This window comes from Methylotenera mobilis JLW8, from assembly GCF_000023705.1.
Lineage (GTDB): Bacteria > Pseudomonadota > Gammaproteobacteria > Burkholderiales > Methylophilaceae > Methylotenera > Methylotenera mobilis.
The window spans coordinates 751,665-771,093 of the sequence record NC_012968.1 but is presented as its reverse complement, the minus strand read 5'-3'; the positions used below and the strand labels follow the sequence as shown (position 1 = coordinate 771,093).

Below are 19,429 nucleotides of genomic sequence, written 5' to 3'. Positions count from 1 at the left end.
TACTGACATGAAAAGTGCAACTAACCCGAAGGCATCAACCACTACAGAGGTAGCTAAAGAGGCTGCTGTGATTCACTTGTATGCTGCTGCGGAAAAGATTTATCCGCGCAGCACCTTCGGGTTTTTTACCAAATGGCGCTGGGTCATGATCTGGCTCACGCAAATTGTGTTTTACGGTACCCCTTGGCTAGCATGGGGTAACCGCCAAGCCTTACTATTTGATTTAGAAGCCAAACGCTTTTATATCTTTAATCTAGTACTCTATCCGCAAGACCTGATTTACCTCACGGCAATTCTCATTATCTCTGCATTGTCGCTGTTTTTATTTACTGCAATTGCCGGCCGCTTATGGTGTGGCTACACCTGCCCGCAAACCGTATATACCGAGATATTTCTTTGGATTGAAGCAAAGATTGAAGGCGACCGTGCTGCCCGCATGAAGTTGGACAAATCTGGCTTATCTATTAATAAACTACTTAAAAAAGGCAGCAAGCATTTTGTATGGGTAGCGCTATCTATCTGGACTGGCTTCACCTTTGTTGGATATTTCTCTCCCATCCGCGAATTAGGCACAGCTGTCGTTAACCTAGGCTTAGGGCCGTGGGAAACGTTCTGGATTGGCTTTTATGGATTTGCTACTTATGGCAATGCCGGCTTCATGCGCGAACAAGTATGCAAATACATGTGCCCTTACGCTCGCTTCCAAAGTGCCATGTTCGATGATGACACCCTGGTAGTCACCTACGATGAGGCGCGCGGTGAACCGCGCGGCAGCCGCTCACGCAAGGTGGACTCAACTAATCACAACTTAGGTTCATGTATAGATTGCAGTATGTGCGTACAAGTATGCCCTACCGGCATTGATATACGCAAAGGCTTACAGTATGAGTGCATAGGCTGCGGCGCCTGTGCTGACGTATGCGACACCGTGATGGACAAAATGGGCTACGCTCGTGGCTTAATCAAATACTCTACGCAAAACGCCATCGTTAACGCTTGGTCACATACGCAGATGTTAAAACGTATTCTACGTCCACGCGTGATGATTTACGCCGCAATACTGGTGCTGCTGGTCGTCACGGTATGCACCAGCCTATGGCTACGCGATCCATTTAAAGTAGATGTCATTCGTGACCGCGGCGTCATGGCACGTTTAGCTGAAGGTGGCATGCTGGAGAACGTGTATAGACTACAGATTATGAACGCAACCGAATCTGCACAGCATTACCAATTAAGCGCCACTGGGTTGGATGGTCTTGTCGTGCAGTCGGACGTACTTGATGCCAATCATTCGGTGCTAGTCAACGCAGCAGAAACGCGCGGTGTGCCGGTGCGCTTGCAAATTCCGGATGGCTCAGTCAAATCGGGATCGCATACAGTGAGATTTAGCATCCACGCGGTAGAAGATGATGCCACCGTGACCGAGAAGTCGATATTCTTAGTTCCTAGGTAATCTCGACTCACAAGTACTCTCAACCCTTGGCAATTAACAACGCAGTCACCCATAATATTTATAGCAGGCAAAAGCAATCATGAACCAGACCAACAGCAATCAATTAGACAGCGACGCTCCATCCCAAGCCTGGTGGCATTACGGCCATATGTGGCTAGTAGTGGGTGGGCCACTTACTGTAGTGGTAGCATCCTTTGTTACGCTCTACTTTGCAATTAAATTGCCAGACCCAGTGGTAGATGCCGATTACTATCGCAAAGGCATAGAAATTAACAAAACCTTGGAAGGCCGACACGATGGTCTAGTGCCTGCGCTGCAAGGGCGTAATCACGCGGCTACCGGCATCAAGCCGTCGCAGCAGCCATAATCTGCGCATCAATTAAATTTAACCACCCAAAAATCTAGAGCTACCACACATTGGTATGTGTAGCTCCCAATACAATATCCTTATCTCAACATGTGCTTATTTTTGTAAGTTTGGTACAAAAAGCGCACAATAATCAAGACGGCACATCAATACAAACAACGCGTTTAGGTCATGAAGTAACCGCTTAATTGGGGGAGATCAACATGCAAGCCATTAGCCATATTGTTGTAGGCACTGATTTTTCAGCAGAAGCAGACTTGGCGGTACAGCGCGCAGCCTTAATCAGCAAAGCCCTCAAAGCAACACTGCATCTGATTCATATCGTGCATCCTCTAGATTTATACGCAGGCTCAGAGCTGCCATTCAGCTTACAAACACACTACCAGCAAGCACAGCAAGAAACCGTTAAAACACAGATTGATACCCTGGCATTTAAACTGCGAGAGCAATTTAACATTAGCGCAGAAGCAGTAACACGCGTGGGTCGTGCGCACACGGAGATTGCGCATTATGCCGATAGTGTGCACGCTAAACTGGTGGTGGTAGGCGCGCAAGGTGAACACACCTTATTAGAAAAACTGATCGGTTCTACCAGCGCACGCCTCATGGCTGTGACAAAATGCGCCACATTAATCGTTAAAAACAAAAATCCGGCAGTACCACCATATCGCCATGTCGTCGCTGCAGTCAACTTCTCAGCTGGTGCGGAAAAAGTACCGGCATTAACGCGTACCATCGCCCCCGATGCACACGTAGAAGGCCTACTGATATTTGATACCAACCAGGAAGCGCATATGTACAAAGCTGGTATCAATGAAACCTTGCTACAGCAATACCGCGACCACGCATTGGCCGAGGCTGAGCGCAAATTAAGTGAAATATTCAGCGAGCAGTTACTTGGCGGCAAGGTATCCACCACCATACTTTCCGGTTATCCATCGCAAAGCATCTGCAAGCATGCGCTGGCACAACAGGCCGATTTAATCGTGATTGGTAAAAATGAGAAAAGCGGAATTGAAAGCTGGCTATTGGGTAGCGTCAGCAAAGGTGTTGCCTACACGGCAACTTGCGATGTACTGCTGACCAATTAAGGCCATAGCCCATTAAAACTACAGGCTGATTAAGCACTTACATAAACGGTCATATCTTCGTTACGCATGCGCTGTGCCACCTGCTCTAACCACTCAGCAGGCAAGCGTGACAATCTATCTACCTCTACCTGCTCAGAGCGGCGTGCCAATCCATACAGATGCACACCCAGAATCACATCCTTCGCCTGCTTCACCAAAGCTAAGTAATCCGCAATATCTGTCTCACTAGGCGGGCTGCCGTCAAAGCCAAACATGCAGGTTTGTATAAAAGTTGGGCAAGTGGCTGCGCAGTTAAGCAGGCGCTGCAAATGGCTTTCCGGGTTTAAAGTCACGTCGTTTACACGCGCAATCCCTGCTTTGGAGCCTGCATCCACTTTAAACCAAACCTCACCGTTTAGTTTTGCCAGATGCCTCATGTTATCCAACATGCCAGGCTTATCCATCAAACTGCCGTTAGTGATCAGCCTCACTTTAATTTTGCCCAGCAAATCAAAGTCTCTCAGTATGTCTTCTACCACCGCTAGCACCTGCGGAAACTCTTTGGCGCTGGTAGGTTCACCATTGCCAGAGAACGCAATGTCTTTCAGCTGACGGTCTTCTTCACTCACATAGCGCTGCATAAAATCACCATGCAACACATCATTCAAGAAAGTGCGCAGCTCCTGTGCTAACACATCCAGTTCGATAGGCGGCGGTGTGCCGCGCGTGAGATTAGGCACATTGCAGTAAACGCAGCGCCAGTTGCAGGCATTATTCACATTAAGGTTAATACCAACCGATACGCCACCTGCGCGTCGTGAAATCACTGGGTAGATATATTTAAGGCCAACAACATCGCGATTATGATCGGTGGTTGTAAGATGGTTTTTTATGGTCATGCAAAAGTCACTACTTTAAAGATGATGCCGGAACTGCTGCGATTGCTATTGGTTAAACTATTACTATGGCTAAACTTCAGCCGCAAGCCGACTAATAAGTCTGCGGATTAAATATTTTCTTCAGCGCATCAGGTTCCAATACTTTGACGTAACGCTGCTTCACTTCAATGATGCCATCTTCACTGAACTTAGAAAAAGCACGGCTCACGGTCTCCAGCTTAAGGCCTAGATAACTGCCGATTTCTTCGCGTGTCATCCGTAGCACCAATTCAGATTGCGACAAGCCCCTAGCATGCAAACGCTGTAAAAGATTCAGCAAAAACGCAGCTAAACGCTCTTCCGCGCGCATATTGCCTAGCAACATCATCACACTATTCTCGCGCACGATTTCACGGCTCATAATTTTATGCACATGCCTTTGCAAGGCAGGTAGCTCGCGTGACAAGTCTTCCACCGTAGCAAACGGCATCACGCACACTTCTGCATCTTCTAACGCCACAGCGTTACAGTTATGGCGGTCACTGACAATGCCATCCATACCGATAATTTCACCTGCCATTTGAAAACCAGTCACCTGCTCCCGGCCATCTTCACTGGTCACGCAGGTTTTAAAAAAACCGGTACGTATCGCGTATAGCGAAGTAAACGTATCTCCACTATTAAACAGCAACTCCCCCTGCTTCACGCGGCGGCGCTTCTCCACCACTTCATCCAGTCTTTTCATTTCATCGACATTAAAGCCCACAGGCATGCATAGCTCACGCAGATTGCAGTTAGAGCAAGCGACTTTGATGGTTTCTAGGTTTAAAGCAGGTTGCATAATGTGCCCATTCATACGATTTGATTAAATATACCGCTTTCAGCAGTTTGCCGCCAGTGAATTAAATAATCATTACCTCATCATTATCTTTTGATGTGCATCAAAGGCTTTGGCCAAGAGTAGTGGCAAAGTGTAACCCTGTAAAGTTTGCCCAGTAAATTTAGGTATTAATCGTAGCAGCATGTGCTAATACTGTATGCGCTACCACTAAGCGAACTAGAGCAAAGTACCCAAATAAAGTACCTAGGCAAAGTAGCTAATCTAGCAATCATGACTTAGGTATTAGTTAAACGCCATCGTGCGGAACTAGTTTTTATCGTTATTAGGATAAACCCAACGGTTTAGGAGTCACCATCATGGTTGCCAACAATACAATCAACTTTCCTAGCAATCAATCTGCGCATCAGCAGACTGAAGCTAAAAGCACCGTACCGGCGCTAACCCCGGAAACCCTGCAAAAATTTGACGTTTCAGGCCCAAGATACACTTCTTACCCAACTGCAGACCGGTTTGTGGAAGCATTTACCGAAGAGTCTTATAAACAGACTTTAGCCCAGCGTCGTATCGGCGGCTTAACATTGCCACTATCTATTTATGTACATATCCCATTTTGTGAATCACTTTGCTTTTTCTGCGCGTGCAACAAAATCGTCACCAAGCACCATGAGCGCAGTGCAGAGTACTTACGATATTTAAGTCGTGAAATCGACCTGCATGTTGAGCACCTAGGTGCTGGCCAAACTATTTCACAGCTTCATTTAGGTGGCGGCTCCCCCACCTTCTTCAGTGATGAAGAGTTGAGCGAGCTAATGGCAATGATACGCCGTAGTTTTGTGTTGGCACCTAACGGCGAATACTCTATCGAGGTTGACCCTCGCACCGTTAACGAACAGCGCCTAGCACACTTGGCATCTCTAGGCTTTAATCGCTTAAGTTTTGGCGTACAGGATTTTGACCCAGAAGTGCAAAAAGCGGTGCATCGCATTCAGCCGGCGGAACAAGTGTTTTCATTGGTGGAAGCGGCGCGACGACTCAAGTTTGACTCAGTCAATGCGGACTTAATTTATGGTTTACCTAAACAGTCACCAGAGTCATTTTCAAAAACATTATCGCAAATTGTAGAGCTCAGACCAGAGCGAATCGCCTTGTATGCATATGCGCACCTGCCTGAGCGCTTCAAACCGCAGCGCAGGATAGATACTTATGAGCTACCTGCAGCCTCTGCAAAAATCGCCATGCTATCCAATGCCATCGCTACATTCCTCAACGCAGGGTATGTTTATGTGGGCATGGATCACTTTGCCCTGCCCACGGACGCGCTGGCAATCGCCAAACGTCAAGGCAGACTGCATAGAAACTTTCAAGGCTACAGCACACAGCCTGATTGCGATTTAATCAGCTTGGGCGTTTCTGCCATTGGCCGCGTAGGTGCGACTTACAGCCAAAATGCAAAAACATTAGAAGAGTATTACGACTACCTTAACCAAGGACGGTTTCCTATCGTCCACGGCTTGGCATTAACCCGCGATGATTTGGTGCGCCGTGCGGTGATTATGGCGATTATGTGCCAGGGTGAGCTGCAATATGAGGCGATAGAACTTGCCTACATGATTAACTTTAAACAATACTTTGCCGCCGAACTAGAAGCGCTTAAAGAGCTAGAAAAAACCGGCATGATTACCTTAGAAGAAAATAGCTTGCAAGTCACCGAGTTTGGCTGGTTTTTTGTACGCGCGGTAGGCATGATCTTTGACCGTTACCTGCAAACTGACCGCAACCGCGCCAGATTCTCAAAAATCATTTAGGTATCATCGTTTAGATAACTAACACGTTTAATTTAGACTCTCTCCTCTGCCTGGCTGTAATGGCCAGGCTTTTTTTTCACCAAAATTCGCAGAAAACGACTGCCGCGCTACATTCATTTATCATAAAAAAAGCCCCTGCTACAAGTAACAGGGGCAAACGTGGAGGCCTACAAACTGATTAAATGATTGAGTATTAACTCATCACTGTATTTTAGAATTTCTTACCGATACCGATACCAAATACCCATGGGTTGATGTCTAGTGAGTCGATTTTGGTCCAACCACTTGTTTGTTTCAATTTAACAGTGGTATCAATGGTCACGTATTTAACGTCAGCGTTAATTAACCAGCCATCTTTCAAATTAAAATCAACACCAGCCTGTAATGCATAACCCCAGCTGTCGTTATCAACTTTGATTTTTGAGCCAGCTAAAGCACCTTGTCTGATGTTAAGTTTTTTATCTAGGAAGTTAGTGTAGTTAATACCTGCACCTACGTATGGGTCAATCGTTTGGTCAGGATTAAAGTGCCACTGTACAGTTAATGTTGGTGGCAAAGCATCTACGCTACCCAACAATTGATTGCCAACGGTAGTACCGGCATCACCTTTAATGCTTACATCATGCTTAGAACCTGTTGCTAAAATCAATTCAGCAGCAATGTTTTTAGTGATGTAGTAAGAAATATCCAATTCAGGGATAGTGTTGCTGTCTACAGACAACTCAGCACCTGACGACATAGCACCTGAGGCTACGTTTTTGTTAACGGTTTTACCTAATTTACTATCTTCGTTCGGGTTAACGTTAACAGCACGTGCACGCACTACCCAGTCACCTGCTTCTGCCTGTGCTAGCATTGGTGAAAACGCTGCAGCTAATGCCAACACCACTAATGATTTTTTCATCTTCTTACTCTCCGCTTAAAAATTAGTTATCTAAATACAAATTCAATGTGCGAATTATATTGAGCTAATTTCTGATGCATTTTGATTTGCATCAAGTGAAGCGGTGCTAGCAAGAAATTGTTGCCGTTTTACAACGGCAACCCGGAATCAATTACAGAAGATAAATTGGTGAAAGTGAATTACAGAATAGTTAGGATTTGAGCGTAAATAAAGCGATAGACTCAACGTGCGCAGTGTGCGGGAACATATTAATCACGCCAGCTGCCTGTAATTGGTAGCCTTTTTCATTCACCAACACTCCGGCATCACGCGCCAAAGTGGCGGGATTGCAAGAGACATACACAATAGAGCCTGGCTGATTGCTAGCATCTAGCGCTTTTACCAGTTCAAACGCACCATCACGCGGCGGATCAACCAGCCACTTATCAAAACGTCCTAATTCGGTTAAAGCTTCTGGCGTCATTTTAAATAAATCCGCCACACCAAATTTAACATGCTTAATCTCATTTAACTGTGCGCTTTCATTAGCACGCTCCACCAAATTAGCCAAACCTTCCAAGCCCAGCACTTGCGCGCCGCTGCGCGCGATAGGCAACGTAAAATTACCAATACCGCAGAAAAAGTCGGCAATCTTCTCATGCGCCTGTGGTGCTAGTAACTGCATGGCACGGCGTATCATCACCTGATTGATTTGTGGGTTGACCTGCGTAAACTCGTTAGGTTTAAACGGATAAGTTAAGCCAAACTCCGGCAGACTATATTGCAACTGGCTGCCAGCTAATGGGTAAAACGGCTTAATGGTGTCTGGGCCTTTGGTTTGCGTCCAAACCTGCACAGCATGCGCATCTGCAAACGCTTTAAGCAGTGCTTCATCTTGCTCGGTTAATGGCGCCATAATGCGCAAAATTAACACGATGACAGACTTGCCAGTTTGCGCATTTGCATCGGGTTCACCTACCGCCAACTCAATTTGCGGTAATTTATCGCGTATGCTGAGTTGCACAATTAAATCTTGCAGTGGTGCAATCAGTGCGGACACTTCCGGCACCAATACTTCGCAGCTATTCATATCGGCCACAAAGCGCGTAGATTTTTCATTAAAGCCAACTAAGACACGCTGTTTTTTCTCCACGTATTTCACGCTTAAGCGCGCCTTGTGGCGATAGCCCCAAGTTGGCCCATAGAGTGGCGGCAGCATGTTTTCAGCCTTTACTTTGCCGATATGCCATAAATCACTCTCCAGCAAACGCTGCTTGGTCGCCACTTGCGCAGCAAAATCCAGATGTTGCAATTTACAGCCGCCACACACGCCAAAATGTGGGCATTTCGGCGTTACGCGCTGGTTAGACTGCTTTAACACCTCCACCACATTCGCTACTTCATAGCTAGGTTTAATGCGCTGCGACTGGAAAGTAACTTTCTCGCCTGGCAATGCGCCATCAACAAAGATGGTTTTGCCTTCATAATGGGTAACACCACGCCCCTCTTGATCTAGTGATTCAATCACAGCAGCCAGAATGGGTGCCGGTACATTTTCAGCTTGCGCCTTATTTCTACGTTTTCTCATAGGCTAAATTTTACAGCAGAGCTGGTATTAGAGGAAACTATCTTAATTTTGCTAAACTGGAAATTGGTATGCTATAAACTGCTGCTAGCTAAATCTCTAGTTAAACCTAAAGTTTAGCGATTAGCTTAACAATATCGGACTCAGGCATTGAGCCAACAATAACAACAAGGATATCCACATGCTTAGAATTAGATCTACCCTGCTACTCTCAGCCCTACTGCCGCCTTTAGTGCTTATCGGCTGTGCTGCACCGCAAACGCGCGCGCCTAGCCTGAACAACGCCAGCATGGATGCTGAAACAAGAAAGCAACAGGAACTGGTCGTTGAAGACTACATGAGCAACTATAAAAAGCTGCAGAATGTTTCTTCACGCATCGTCACTAACAGCACAGATTTATGTGGCGACAAAGTAGCCGGCTACTATGGGTTTAACTATTGGAATCAAGATGGCTTCAAACCAGCTTGGAAAGAAATCACCAAGTCGAAGTACAGCTTGGATGAAAAATTTAAGATTCTAAATATTGTGGAAAAATCTCCTGCTGATAAAGCTAGCCTTAAAGAAGGTGACGTATTAGTTTCCATTAACCACTGGCTAGTGCCTGTCGGTAAAGATGCAGATAAACAATTAGCGCAAAAACTGGCCGAACAAGCTAAAAGCCTAGGCCCGGTAGAACTGGCTGTATTAAGAGACGGAGCCGAACAAAAGGTATCAATCACGCCAGTGAAATCGTGCGACTTTCAAGTGCACCTAGCCGCCGATGACGTCAAAAATGCTTATGCCGATGGCACTAACATTGTGATGTATAAAGGCCTCATGGACTTCTTCAAAACCGATGAAGAAATGGCGCTGGTACTTAGCCATGAACTTGCGCACAATACGATGAAGCACATCGAGGCTAAAAAGAAAAATGCCACGACTGGTGGCGTATTAGGACTGTTACTGGATATTGCCGCAGCAACTGCGGGCGTTAACACCAATGGCGACTTTAGCCGCATGGGGGCTGGCATTGCCGGCAATGCTTACTCAGTCGAGTTTGAGCAAGAGGCCGACTATGTAGGCTTATACATTATGCAAAAATCTGGCTTCAACATCGACAACGCTGCTGGCTTCTGGCGCAGAATGGCAGTCAATAACTCTCAAGCCATTACCATTAAATCGTCACATCCTACGACACCGCAGCGCTTTGTTGCGATTGAGGAAACCGTGAAGGAAATTAAAGGCAAGATTGAAAAAGGCGTAGCACTTAGCCCTGAATTAAAGAAATAACGACCAAAAGCACTAACAGAGGCGCTAATAGGCACAGCTCTATTAGCGCCTTACTATTTGTACTATTAGTTTGCTATTACTGGCTATTTCCAAGCTGCTAGAAACTCAGGCCAATGTGGCGCGGTGTAACCAGACAGCGTATCACGCACCAGCTCGATTTCTGCAGCATAAGCTTCAGGCGTTAAGTGGCCGCGCATCAATTGGAATCGCAAATAAACCAGATGAGTGTTTGCCACGTCGGTTTCGCAATAATCCCTAATTTCAGCAATCTTGCCTGCTTTATAGGCATCCCACACTTTGCTGCCATCCATGCCCAACTTGCCGGGGAAGCCGCATAGCTTGGCTAAATCATCTAGCGGCGCATTGGCACGCGCATTAAACATCGCCATCACGTCCATTAAGTCTAAATGACGGGTGTGATAGCGACTAATATAGTTGTTCCACTTAAACTCTTTGTCATCCTCACCTAAATCCCAATAACGGCTGGCATTGATGCCATGAATCAACGCACGGTAATGCAGCACTGGCAAATCAAAACCGCCACCGTTCCAGGAAATAATTTGCGGGGTGTATTTTTCTATGCCGTCAAAGAAGCGTTGAATAATTTCGACCTCAGTTGAGTCCGTGTCACCCAACGTCCACACTTTAAAATGCTTACCTTCACGCAGGGCACATGAAATTGCGCAAACACGGTGCTGATGTAACGGTAAAAACTCAGTGCCATTTTGCTGGCGGCGTTGATGCAGGGCAATATTCGCGACATCTTCGTCTGCAACATCAGCGGGTAGGTCTAACAAACTACGGATACCATCGGTATCTGGAATGGTCTCAATATCAAAAACTAAAGTAGGGGTCATGTTTAGGGCTTTATTAGAATCTCAGGCAATACGGAATATCAGGAAATACAGAATAAAAGTATCTCAACTATTTTTTGGTCCAACCACCGGCACCCTGCACCCACCATCCGCCTTGCGCTTTATCAATCCAGCGTCCTGCAAAAGTGTTTTGGATTTCAGCTTGCCATTCCGGGTGGCCGTTGGCGGTCGCAATTTCCTGGTATAGCTTAGTGCGGTCTGCGTTCTCAGCAGCCACTACCCCATTTAACGCCGCGCGATCTTTTAGCGGCACGGCATTCGCATCACGCACGGTAACTAGGCCGTCTTTGGTCAAGCCAACCGCCCCGCTGGCATAATGCGCAGCCAATTGTGCATGGCGAGTTTGCATACTGCCTTTAATGGCTGCAATCGCAGGCGTATTAACCTCTAAATCGGCGGCGGCCACTACCACTTGGCTGGCCAACATTGCTACTAGCAATAACGCGCTGAATAGTATTTTTTTCATCATCATTCCTTAAATTCAATTATGTATTTTGCTTACACTTAAACTATGGCTCCAATTTACTGCAGCGCTAATCTATTGTGGTTCCACAGTTTTTGTATTTGGCTTCTCTGCACCATTTTTAAGCTGCCATACATCGTCAATAATCTTGTCGGCAGCTTTTTCTGCGGCAGCTGCCGGAAAATAAATATTAATGGTGACGCAAGCGGGTAAAACGCATGCCAATACCAAGGCGATCGACCAGTTTTTCATTACCTATCCTTTATCATTGAGTGTGTTGCATTAAACCTATTTAAATTCACTACGTTTGCTTAAGCGCCCTATTACAATTTACATACGCTAACGCACCATATAACTAAGTGCTAACGCACTACTGCCTTACTGTTACCATCAATCACTCGCTCGATACGCGCTACCAGCTCGCTCCAACCTACGGTCTGATTGTACCCCATCACCGTGATAGCGGGGATGCCACTTCCTTTAACGATAATGTACCCATGTGCGGTTGACTCTACCCCGCCCATTTCGCATACATCATTACGCAAGCGGCAACTCAGCCCCATTTTTCCGTAATTAAACTGTTCAAAAAAGCGCAGGAAACTACGCTGTACCGCTGCTGCCGCGCCACCGCCACCTAATGCCGAGATATTTTCTACCGCACGTTGCGATATCTTTTTGGGGTATTTGCCTGGGCTGCTCTGTATGCGCGCATCAAAAGCCACCGGTTTCCAGTTTTGCAGCTCCAGGCCTTTAATATCACCATCCAGCTTACCTTCAATCGCACCGAATGAAAAAGTACGCGTCAGCGCGCCTAGCTCCAAATTTCTTAAGGCAATATCCGCGTTTAACTTGGGTGCGATGCCTAAAGGCGTACGCATGGTCAACTTAGTCACCGTGGCCGTGCCATCAAACACATTAAGCACCACGCTACCATCAGTCGTCAGTATGCCGCCGTTATAAGTCACCAATGGTATTTGTGCCGAAGCCTTACCTTGCATGCGTGGCAACTTAAGCTGTGTACTAAAATCTTCCATCGAAATTGGTTCCAAAGCAGCACTCAGATGCCAAAACCACTCATTGTGCAGACGGGCTGCGGACACATTAGACAAACTGAGTGCACCATCTAATATCGGCAAACGGATATTCGGTGCAGTGATGGAGTAGCGGTTTGCTTCTGCGTTAATGTCGGTTTTGCCTAACGGCAAGTTCAGCAAGCTACCACGTGCATAACTCAAACTTACTGGGTTGGATGCGTCATAACTCCAAGGAATGTTGGCATTGAGCTGATAAAACGCAAATTTATTATTAATATCGACCACATCCACAGCATTCAACTGCAAATGAAATGACTGCAACTCGGTGTTTTTCACTTTAAGTTGCAAGGCAGCACTGCCATCTAGCGTGGCGTTATTAAACGCCGTGTTACCTAACAAAGGTTTGAACAGCAAAGGATAAGCCGCGCCAAGATTTAGTTTGGGCAGGTTGGCATTTAAGTCTAACAGCTTGAAATCACTGAGGCGTACTGCCCCATCCACATCCATTTCGCCCACACGGTTAATTCTTAAATGCGCCTGCTTTACCTCAAGCACATCATCGTGCAACGTGCCCATTGCCTGCAGTGCATGGCCACCACTTTCCATATAAAAAGGCTGCCAATACACCTCGCCCGCTTGCCAATCTACCGTGGTCTGCCATTGCCAGCCTAGCGCCGCCCGTTTTAATGCAATCGTCATTGCACCATTCAGCTTTTCAGCAGCATGCAAACCTGCCTCATCACTAAAACTACCACTCTTTAAATATAAGGCGGCGTCAACATCTAGCTGCTTACCATGAAACAAGCGCTTGATATCCAGACTAAACGGCAAATCTATACGGGCGCTTTTTAGCTGACCGTTATCACAGCGCACGGCTTCGATGCTGCGTCGTGTTGGCAGGCTGCAGCTAAGGTTTAGCTGCGTCCATACTTCTTGCTTGTGCTGTGTATTGATGTCTGCAGGTTTTAACGCAGCTTGTAAGCTAACACTAGGCGTGGCCTGATTCAACTGTACTTTCAAAGCAACGTCCTTGGCATCCCCAAGTGTATGCTCAAGGTGCGCCACGCTGATAGAAACTTCAGACACCGCATGTGCAGCTAGGCTATAACCAATTAAACAGCAAACACTAGCGATGCGACCAAGCACGTTCATAGCAAGCACATTCATACCAGTGCGCTCATATTGAAAAACTACGCCGGATAAACACCTGTAGAGAGGTAACGGTCACCTCGGTCGCACACGATGCTGACGATTACCGCATTTTCCACGCGCTTAGACAATTGCAAGGCAGCATATAAAGCACCACCAGATGAAATACCGGCAAATATTCCTTCCATCGTCGCTAATTTACGCGTGGTTTCTTCTGCGTTTTTCTGGCTAACGTAAATCAACTCATCCACCGCGTTGGGGTTGTAAATAGTAGGCATATACTCTTGCGGCCATTTACGGATACCCGGGATTTGTGCGCCCTCTTCAGGCTGCACCCCCACAATTTGAATGTTGGGGTTTTGCTCTTTCAAGAAGCGCGAGGTACCCATAATCGTGCCGGTGGTACCCATGCTAGACACAAAATGCGTGATTTGACCTTCAGTGTCGCGCCAGATTTCAGGGCCGGTACCTTCATAATGCGCTAATGGATTATCTGTATTGCCAAACTGGTCAAGCACAATGCCTTCACCTTGAGCCTGCATTTTCATGGCAACATCACGCGCTAACTCCATACTGCCGTCTTTGGGAGTTAGCACCAACTCCGCACCATAAGCCTTCATGCTCTGGCGGCGCTCTACACTTTGATTATCCGGCATTACCAAGATCATTTTATAGCCGCGCATCGCAGCCACCATTGCCAGCGCTATGCCGGTATTGCCACTGGTTGCTTCAATTAAAGTATCGCCAGGCTTAATGTCACCGCGCGCCTCTGCACGCGTAATCATCGAATACGCCGGTCTATCTTTCACTGAGCCAGCTGGATTATTACCCTCGAGCTTCAATAAAATGGTGTTACTGGTGTTGCCAGCCATGCGCTGCAGTTTAACTAATGGCGTGTTGCCGACAAAGCTGTCTATTGTTTTGTACATTCAATTACTTCTCTTAATACTTAATTTCTGTTGTAGTGTTAGATTGATTTTTTGCTATTTAATTTAAGCAAATACACGGCATAGACACCAAAGCCGACAAAAGCAATCAATGACATTTGAGGAATCGTTAACCCTAAGAAAGTCCAATCAATCGCGGCGCAATCACCTGTGCCTTTAAATACCAGCGTCAATGCTTTTTGTAATGGGAAGTTCTCGAACATATAGTCAAAGCCCACGCCGCAATCTGCAATCATTTCTTCTTTGTGCGCTTGTATCCACCAGTGACGAATTGCCACACCTGCGCCGCCCATAGCGGTTAACACTTGCAGGATTGACTGTACCTTTAGGCATTTAGGCAGCAAGGCCGCCACTAAAAACAACACGCCTAGCGACATAAACACGATACGCTGCGAGATACATAGCGGACAAGGCTCCAGACCGAATCGTGTTTGTATCCACAATGCCAGCCCAACCAATGCAAAACAGCCCACAAAACCAATGAAGTAACCTGTACGACCAATAAGAATTTTATTTAGCATGATGTCCGTCACGATATAATCTCAAAAAATCATTTTAACGGATTAAGCCCATTTTGACAGACTTCGCCGCAAATTTATCTCAGGAAGCCGCCACCAATGCCAAAGTGCTGTCTGTCAGCGAACTTAACCGTATGGCAAAAAATATTCTGGAGCAAAGCTTTCCATTGTTTTGGGTTTCCGGTGAGGTGTCTAACTTTACGCGCGCGGCCAGTGGGCATTGGTACTTTTCACTCAAAGATGCAGGCGCACAAGTGCGTTGCGTCATGTTTAAAGGCCGTAACAGTTACGTAGATTTCACCCCACGCGAAGGCGATAAAATCGAAGCACGCGCCACCGTAACGCTATATGAAGCACGTGGCGACTTTCAGCTTACCGTAGAGTTTGTGCAGCGTGCCGGCTTAGGTGCGTTATTTGAAGCATTTGAAAAGCTGAAAAGAAAGCTTAGCAATGAGGGCTTGTTTGATGCCAGTACTAAACGTGCCATCCCGAAGCACCCCAAACAAATCGGCGTAGTCACCTCTGCCGATGCAGCTGCATTGAGGGATGTACTCACCACACTTAAACGCCGCATGCCCAATATCCCGATTATTATTTACCCAACCCCGGTGCAGGGCAAGGGTGTGGCACAACTTATCGCCAACGCGATCAACACCGCGCATGAACGCGCCGAATGCGATGTACTCATTATTTGTCGCGGTGGCGGCAGTATTGAGGATTTATGGCAGTTTAATGAAGAAGTCGTCGCGCGGGCGATTGCTCACTGCAACATCCCGACTATCAGCGGGGTTGGTCATGAAACAGACTTCACCATCTGCGACTTTGTGGCAGATATTCGCGCTGCAACACCAACGGCCGCTGCCGAGCTAGCCACGCCCTCACGTGAAGATATGCTGAATAAAAGCAATCAGCTAAAGCTAAGATTAGCAAAAGACATGCAATTTGTACTTAACCATAAATCTCAAGCTCTAGATTACTTGGCGCGCAGGCTGATTTCACCATCACAGCAAATCGCACAGCAAAAAACTCAAGTCACGCAACTGGCTTATCGCCTAAACCATAGCACCAATCAGCAACTACAGCGCAAACAGCAAAACCTGCTGCGCCTCAACCAAAACTTGCAGCATTTAAATCCGCAAGCGGTACTCACTCGCGGCTATGCTTTTGTGCAAAATAAATCAGGCAACATTATCAACACCAGCAGCCAGTTGCTAAATGGAGACGAAGTTACCCTAACCTTCGGTGCAGGCTCTGCTGAAGCCAATATTACAAAAATAAAACACTAGACGAATGCTAGACCAATTAATTTTTCAATGAAAACAATTACAAATAGATTGGTTTACTCAGAAAATTGCCTGATAATAGCCACCTCAATAATTATTAACTCTTACGCACATAACAATGTCATCAGCCTCTGGTAGCAACACCAATCGCGCTGCACTTACGCTAGCCGCACTAGGCGTAGTTTTTGGCGATATTGGCACTAGCCCGCTCTACACCATTAAAGAAGTGTTTTCAGTTGGCGTACACCCGGTACCTCTGACCGAAACCAATATGTTTGGTATCCTGTCGCTCATCGTTTGGGCGCTGATTATGGTGGTATCCGTTAAATATGTCGCATTTATTATGCGCGCGGATAACCGAGGCGAAGGCGGCATTATGGCGCTGCTGGCACTAGCGAGCCGCAAAGCAAAAAAACAGCGCAATATCATGCTGTTAGGCATATTAGGTGCTTGTATGTTTTATGCAGATGGCATCATTACCCCCGCCATTTCCGTACTATCAGCAGTAGAAGGTTTAGAAGTTTCTGCACCGATTTTGCACCCGCTTATCCTACCTATCACGCTAGTCGTATTATTTGTTTTATTCTGGGCACAAAACAAAGGCACCGCATTGGTAGGTGCTTTTTTTGGCCCTATCATGCTCGTCTGGTTTAGCACCCTTGCCATCTTAGGCATCCATGGCATTATGCAATACCCGCCCATCCTCAACGCACTCAATCCTATCTATGCCATTCACTTCTTCCAGCTGAGCCCGTGGATTGCGTTTGTGGCATTAGGCGCTGTGGTACTAGCGGTCACAGGCGCTGAAGCGCTTTATGCTGACATGGGACACTTTGGCCGCTTCCCGATTCGCATGGCATGGTTTGGTTTTGTACTGCCGGCACTTATCCTGAACTATTTTGGGCAAGGTGCGCTCGTGCTCAAAAATCCGGCCGCGGTCAAGAACCCTTTCTACCTGTTGGCGCCAGAGTGGATGCTGTTCCCACTAATTATCTTGGCGACACTAGCCGCAGTGATTGCTTCGCAAGCCGTGATTACTGGCGCGTTCTCGGTATCACGCCAGGCATTGCAACTCGGCTTCTTACCGCGCATGCACGTATCGCACACCTCAGAAAGCCAGCAAGGGCAAATCTATATGCCACGCGTGAACTGGGGGCTGATGGTAGCAGTCATGGTACTGGTCATCGGCTTTGGCTCCTCTGGCAATCTGGCTGCGGCTTACGGCATTGCCGTAACTGGTGACATGGTGATTACCACCCTGCTGGCTGGCATTGTGTTTCACAACCTATGGGGCTGGAGCAAACTACGCACTGGTGCTTTAGTTGCACTATTTTTAACAGTAGATATTGCATTCTTTAGTGCCAACGTACTGAAGATTCCTGATGGCGGCTGGGTACCGTTAATCATTGGCGTGGTTATTTTCACCTTGATGATCACCTGGAAAACTGGCCGCAACATGCTGTACAAGCATCTGAAAAATGAAGCGATGGCGCTGGATCCATTCATTGAAGCAATTAGCGCGCACCCACCGATGCGCGTAGCGGGTACTGCGCTCTTTATGACGCCTAACCCAGACGGTGTGCCACATGCCATGCTGCATAACCTGAAGCACAATAAAGTACTGCATGAAAAAGTAGTGATCCTCACGGTGAAATTTTTAGACTTCCCTCGCACTTTACCTAGCGACCGTGTCAGCGTTGAAGTATTGCCGCATGAGTTTTACCGTGTAACCGTGCAGTATGGATTTAAAGACGAGCCAGACTTACCAAGAGACCTAGCGCTTTGTGCTGAAAAGGGCTTAGTACTGGAAGAAATGGATACATCCTACTTTATTGGTAAAGAAATTTTAATTGCGCATGAATCACCAGAAATGGCTTACTGGCGCAAGAAAATATTTATCGGGCTATTCCGTAGTGCGGAAACGATTACCAACCAGTTTAAGCTGCCGCCCAACCGCGTGGTTGAACTTGGAACGCAAGTCACCTTCTAATACTGGGTAAGCGCAAATCTTGCATAACTGGCGCATTACATTCAACCAAGCTGCAAAACAAAGTTGCATGTCATGCGTTACTGTTTAAATCAAGTAACCAGATTAATTGCAAACGGATTAATAAAAATGACACCTCTATTTAAACGCAAACCGTTCAGCCTCATCATTTCAGCAGTGCTCATGGCTTACTTAAGTGGTTGTGCCACAACCACCCAAGACAGCGTATCAGGAGTAAAACGTACGCAATTGCTGCTACTGCCTGAATCACAAGTCACCAACATGTCGACTCAGGCTTACACCCAAACACTGCAGGACGCTGAAAAGAAAAAAACACTCAATGCCAACAAAGTGCAGCTTGAGCGTGTGCGCAAAATCTCCAACCGGCTGATTGCACAGGTCGGCGTGTTTAGACCTGATGCCACCCAGTGGAAATGGGAAATCAACGTAGAAAACAATGACGAGCTTAACGCCTACTGTATGCCAGGCGGCAAAATCATGGTGTATAGCGGCTTGATGGATAAACTCAAAGCTACGGATGATGAGCTAGCCGCTGTGATCGGTCATGAAATTGCTCATGCACTGCGTGAACACGGACGTGAACGTATGTCGCAAGCCTATGTGCAGCAATTTGGTTTACAGGCACTAGGCGCCGTGCTGTCTAGCAGCGCCGGTGCTGTCGTTGGCAATGCCTCCATGCAGGCCGCTAACATGGGCTCACAGTTGTTTTTTGCACTACCGAACGGACGTGAGCAAGAGCGCGAGGCTGACAGAATTGGCTTAGAGCTTGCCGCGCGCGCTGGCTACAACCCAGATGCTGCCGTGACTTTGTGGCAAAAAATGGAAGCACAAGCTGGTGCAACCCCTCCAGAGTTTCTTAGCACCCACCCGGCCAGTGCCAGCCGTATTGCAGAGTTACGCGCACTAGCGCCTAAAGTAAGACCACTCTACAACGCAGCAAAAACTGGCAAGTAATTTAGCTCAAGCAACTGTCATCAAAGCGCACATCGTAAGTTGTGCG

The 19,429-nt window shown here is 46.9% G+C and carries 18 protein-coding genes; 8 read left to right on the top strand and 10 right to left on the bottom strand.

All coding sequences use genetic code 11. The features are described 5' to 3' along the window. The first annotated feature begins 7 nt into the window (after window positions 1-7). The 3 genes from ccoG (at window position 8) to MMOL_RS03645 (ending at window position 2,911) form a co-directional block, all read left to right on the top strand. The gene (ccoG, locus tag MMOL_RS03655; protein ID WP_015831665.1) at window positions 8-1,453 is read left to right on the top strand and encodes a cytochrome c oxidase accessory protein CcoG; all 1,446 of its coding nucleotides are present in this window, start codon (window positions 8-10) and stop codon (window positions 1,451-1,453) included. 79 nt (window positions 1,454-1,532) lie between these two features. Further along, entirely contained in the window at window positions 1,533-1,820 is a 288-nt protein-coding gene (locus MMOL_RS03650; RefSeq protein ID WP_015831664.1) for a FixH family protein, read from the top strand. A 203-nt stretch (window positions 1,821-2,023) separates the two neighbouring features. Continuing rightward, window positions 2,024-2,911: a universal stress protein gene (locus MMOL_RS03645; RefSeq protein ID WP_015831663.1), complete on the top strand. Its 888-nt coding sequence runs from the start codon at window positions 2,024-2,026 to the stop codon at window positions 2,909-2,911. A gap of 29 nt (window positions 2,912-2,940) precedes the next feature. Here MMOL_RS03645 and MMOL_RS03640 read toward each other — a convergent pair whose 3' ends face one another. Further along, window positions 2,941-3,789: a radical SAM protein gene (locus tag MMOL_RS03640; RefSeq protein ID WP_015831662.1), complete on the bottom strand. Its 849-nt coding sequence runs from the start codon at window positions 3,787-3,789 to the stop codon at window positions 2,941-2,943. 91 nt (window positions 3,790-3,880) lie between these two features. Continuing rightward, window positions 3,881-4,609: a fumarate/nitrate reduction transcriptional regulator Fnr gene (gene fnr, locus MMOL_RS03635; RefSeq protein WP_041928671.1), complete on the bottom strand. Its 729-nt coding sequence runs from the start codon at window positions 4,607-4,609 to the stop codon at window positions 3,881-3,883. A gap of 356 nt (window positions 4,610-4,965) precedes the next feature. On the opposite strand from fnr, the gene hemN reads away from it, so the two are divergent. After that, on the top strand, window positions 4,966-6,414 hold the full coding sequence (gene hemN, locus MMOL_RS03630) for an oxygen-independent coproporphyrinogen III oxidase (protein ID WP_015831660.1): 1,449 nt from the start codon (window positions 4,966-4,968) through the stop codon (window positions 6,412-6,414). Between the two features lie 211 nt (window positions 6,415-6,625). On the opposite strand, the gene MMOL_RS03625 is transcribed toward hemN, so the two are convergent. Further along, complete coding sequence (locus MMOL_RS03625) at window positions 6,626-7,318, bottom strand: OmpW/AlkL family protein (protein WP_015831659.1); 693 nt, start codon at window positions 7,316-7,318, stop codon at window positions 6,626-6,628. Window positions 7,319-7,508: 190 nt separating this feature from the next. Further along, window positions 7,509-8,885 (bottom strand): 23S rRNA (uracil(1939)-C(5))-methyltransferase RlmD, encoded by a 1,377-nt coding sequence (gene rlmD, locus MMOL_RS03620; RefSeq protein WP_015831658.1) that lies wholly within the window; start codon window positions 8,883-8,885, stop codon window positions 7,509-7,511. A gap of 178 nt (window positions 8,886-9,063) precedes the next feature. Here rlmD and MMOL_RS03615 point away from each other — a divergent pair, with 178 nt between their 5' ends. Then, the gene (locus MMOL_RS03615; RefSeq protein WP_015831657.1) at window positions 9,064-10,152 is read left to right on the top strand and encodes a M48 family metallopeptidase; all 1,089 of its coding nucleotides are present in this window, start codon (window positions 9,064-9,066) and stop codon (window positions 10,150-10,152) included. Between the two features lie 83 nt (window positions 10,153-10,235). Here the strand turns inward: MMOL_RS03615 and MMOL_RS03610 are convergent, their stop codons facing one another. The 6 genes from MMOL_RS03610 to MMOL_RS03590 form a co-directional block, all read right to left on the bottom strand. Then, window positions 10,236-11,009, bottom strand: coding sequence for a 3'-5' exonuclease (locus MMOL_RS03610; protein WP_015831656.1), 774 nt, complete (start codon window positions 11,007-11,009; stop codon window positions 10,236-10,238). 67 nt (window positions 11,010-11,076) lie between these two features. Further along, complete coding sequence (locus MMOL_RS03605; protein WP_015831655.1) at window positions 11,077-11,493, bottom strand: YdbL family probable chaperone protein; 417 nt, start codon at window positions 11,491-11,493, stop codon at window positions 11,077-11,079. Between the two features lie 72 nt (window positions 11,494-11,565). Then, window positions 11,566-11,742 (bottom strand): hypothetical protein, encoded by a 177-nt coding sequence (locus MMOL_RS12175; RefSeq protein ID WP_015831654.1) that lies wholly within the window; start codon window positions 11,740-11,742, stop codon window positions 11,566-11,568. 110 nt (window positions 11,743-11,852) lie between these two features. Then, complete coding sequence (locus tag MMOL_RS03600; protein ID WP_015831653.1) at window positions 11,853-13,691, bottom strand: translocation/assembly module TamB domain-containing protein; 1,839 nt, start codon at window positions 13,689-13,691, stop codon at window positions 11,853-11,855. Between the two features lie 23 nt (window positions 13,692-13,714). Then, entirely contained in the window at window positions 13,715-14,602 is an 888-nt protein-coding gene (cysM, locus tag MMOL_RS03595) for a cysteine synthase CysM (RefSeq protein WP_015831652.1), read from the bottom strand. Between the two features lie 38 nt (window positions 14,603-14,640). Next, window positions 14,641-15,141, bottom strand: a complete 501-nt coding sequence (locus tag MMOL_RS03590) for a disulfide bond formation protein B (protein ID WP_015831651.1) — start codon at window positions 15,139-15,141, stop codon at window positions 14,641-14,643. Window positions 15,142-15,194: 53 nt separating this feature from the next. On the opposite strand from MMOL_RS03590, the gene xseA reads away from it, so the two are divergent. The 3 genes from xseA to MMOL_RS03575 all read left to right on the top strand — a co-directional run bounded on the left by xseA (window position 15,195) and on the right by MMOL_RS03575 (window position 19,383). Next, complete coding sequence (gene xseA / locus MMOL_RS03585) at window positions 15,195-16,424, top strand: exodeoxyribonuclease VII large subunit (RefSeq protein WP_015831650.1); 1,230 nt, start codon at window positions 15,195-15,197, stop codon at window positions 16,422-16,424. A 115-nt stretch (window positions 16,425-16,539) separates the two neighbouring features. After that, window positions 16,540-18,411 carry a potassium transporter Kup gene (locus MMOL_RS03580; protein WP_015831649.1) on the top strand — a complete coding sequence of 624 codons (1,872 nt, stop codon included), beginning with the start codon at window positions 16,540-16,542 and terminating at the stop codon, window positions 18,409-18,411. A 126-nt stretch (window positions 18,412-18,537) separates the two neighbouring features. Continuing rightward, a complete protein-coding gene (locus MMOL_RS03575) occupies window positions 18,538-19,383 on the top strand; it encodes a M48 family metallopeptidase (protein WP_015831648.1) in 846 nt (281 codons plus the stop codon). Window positions 19,384-19,429: the final 46 nt, after the last annotated feature.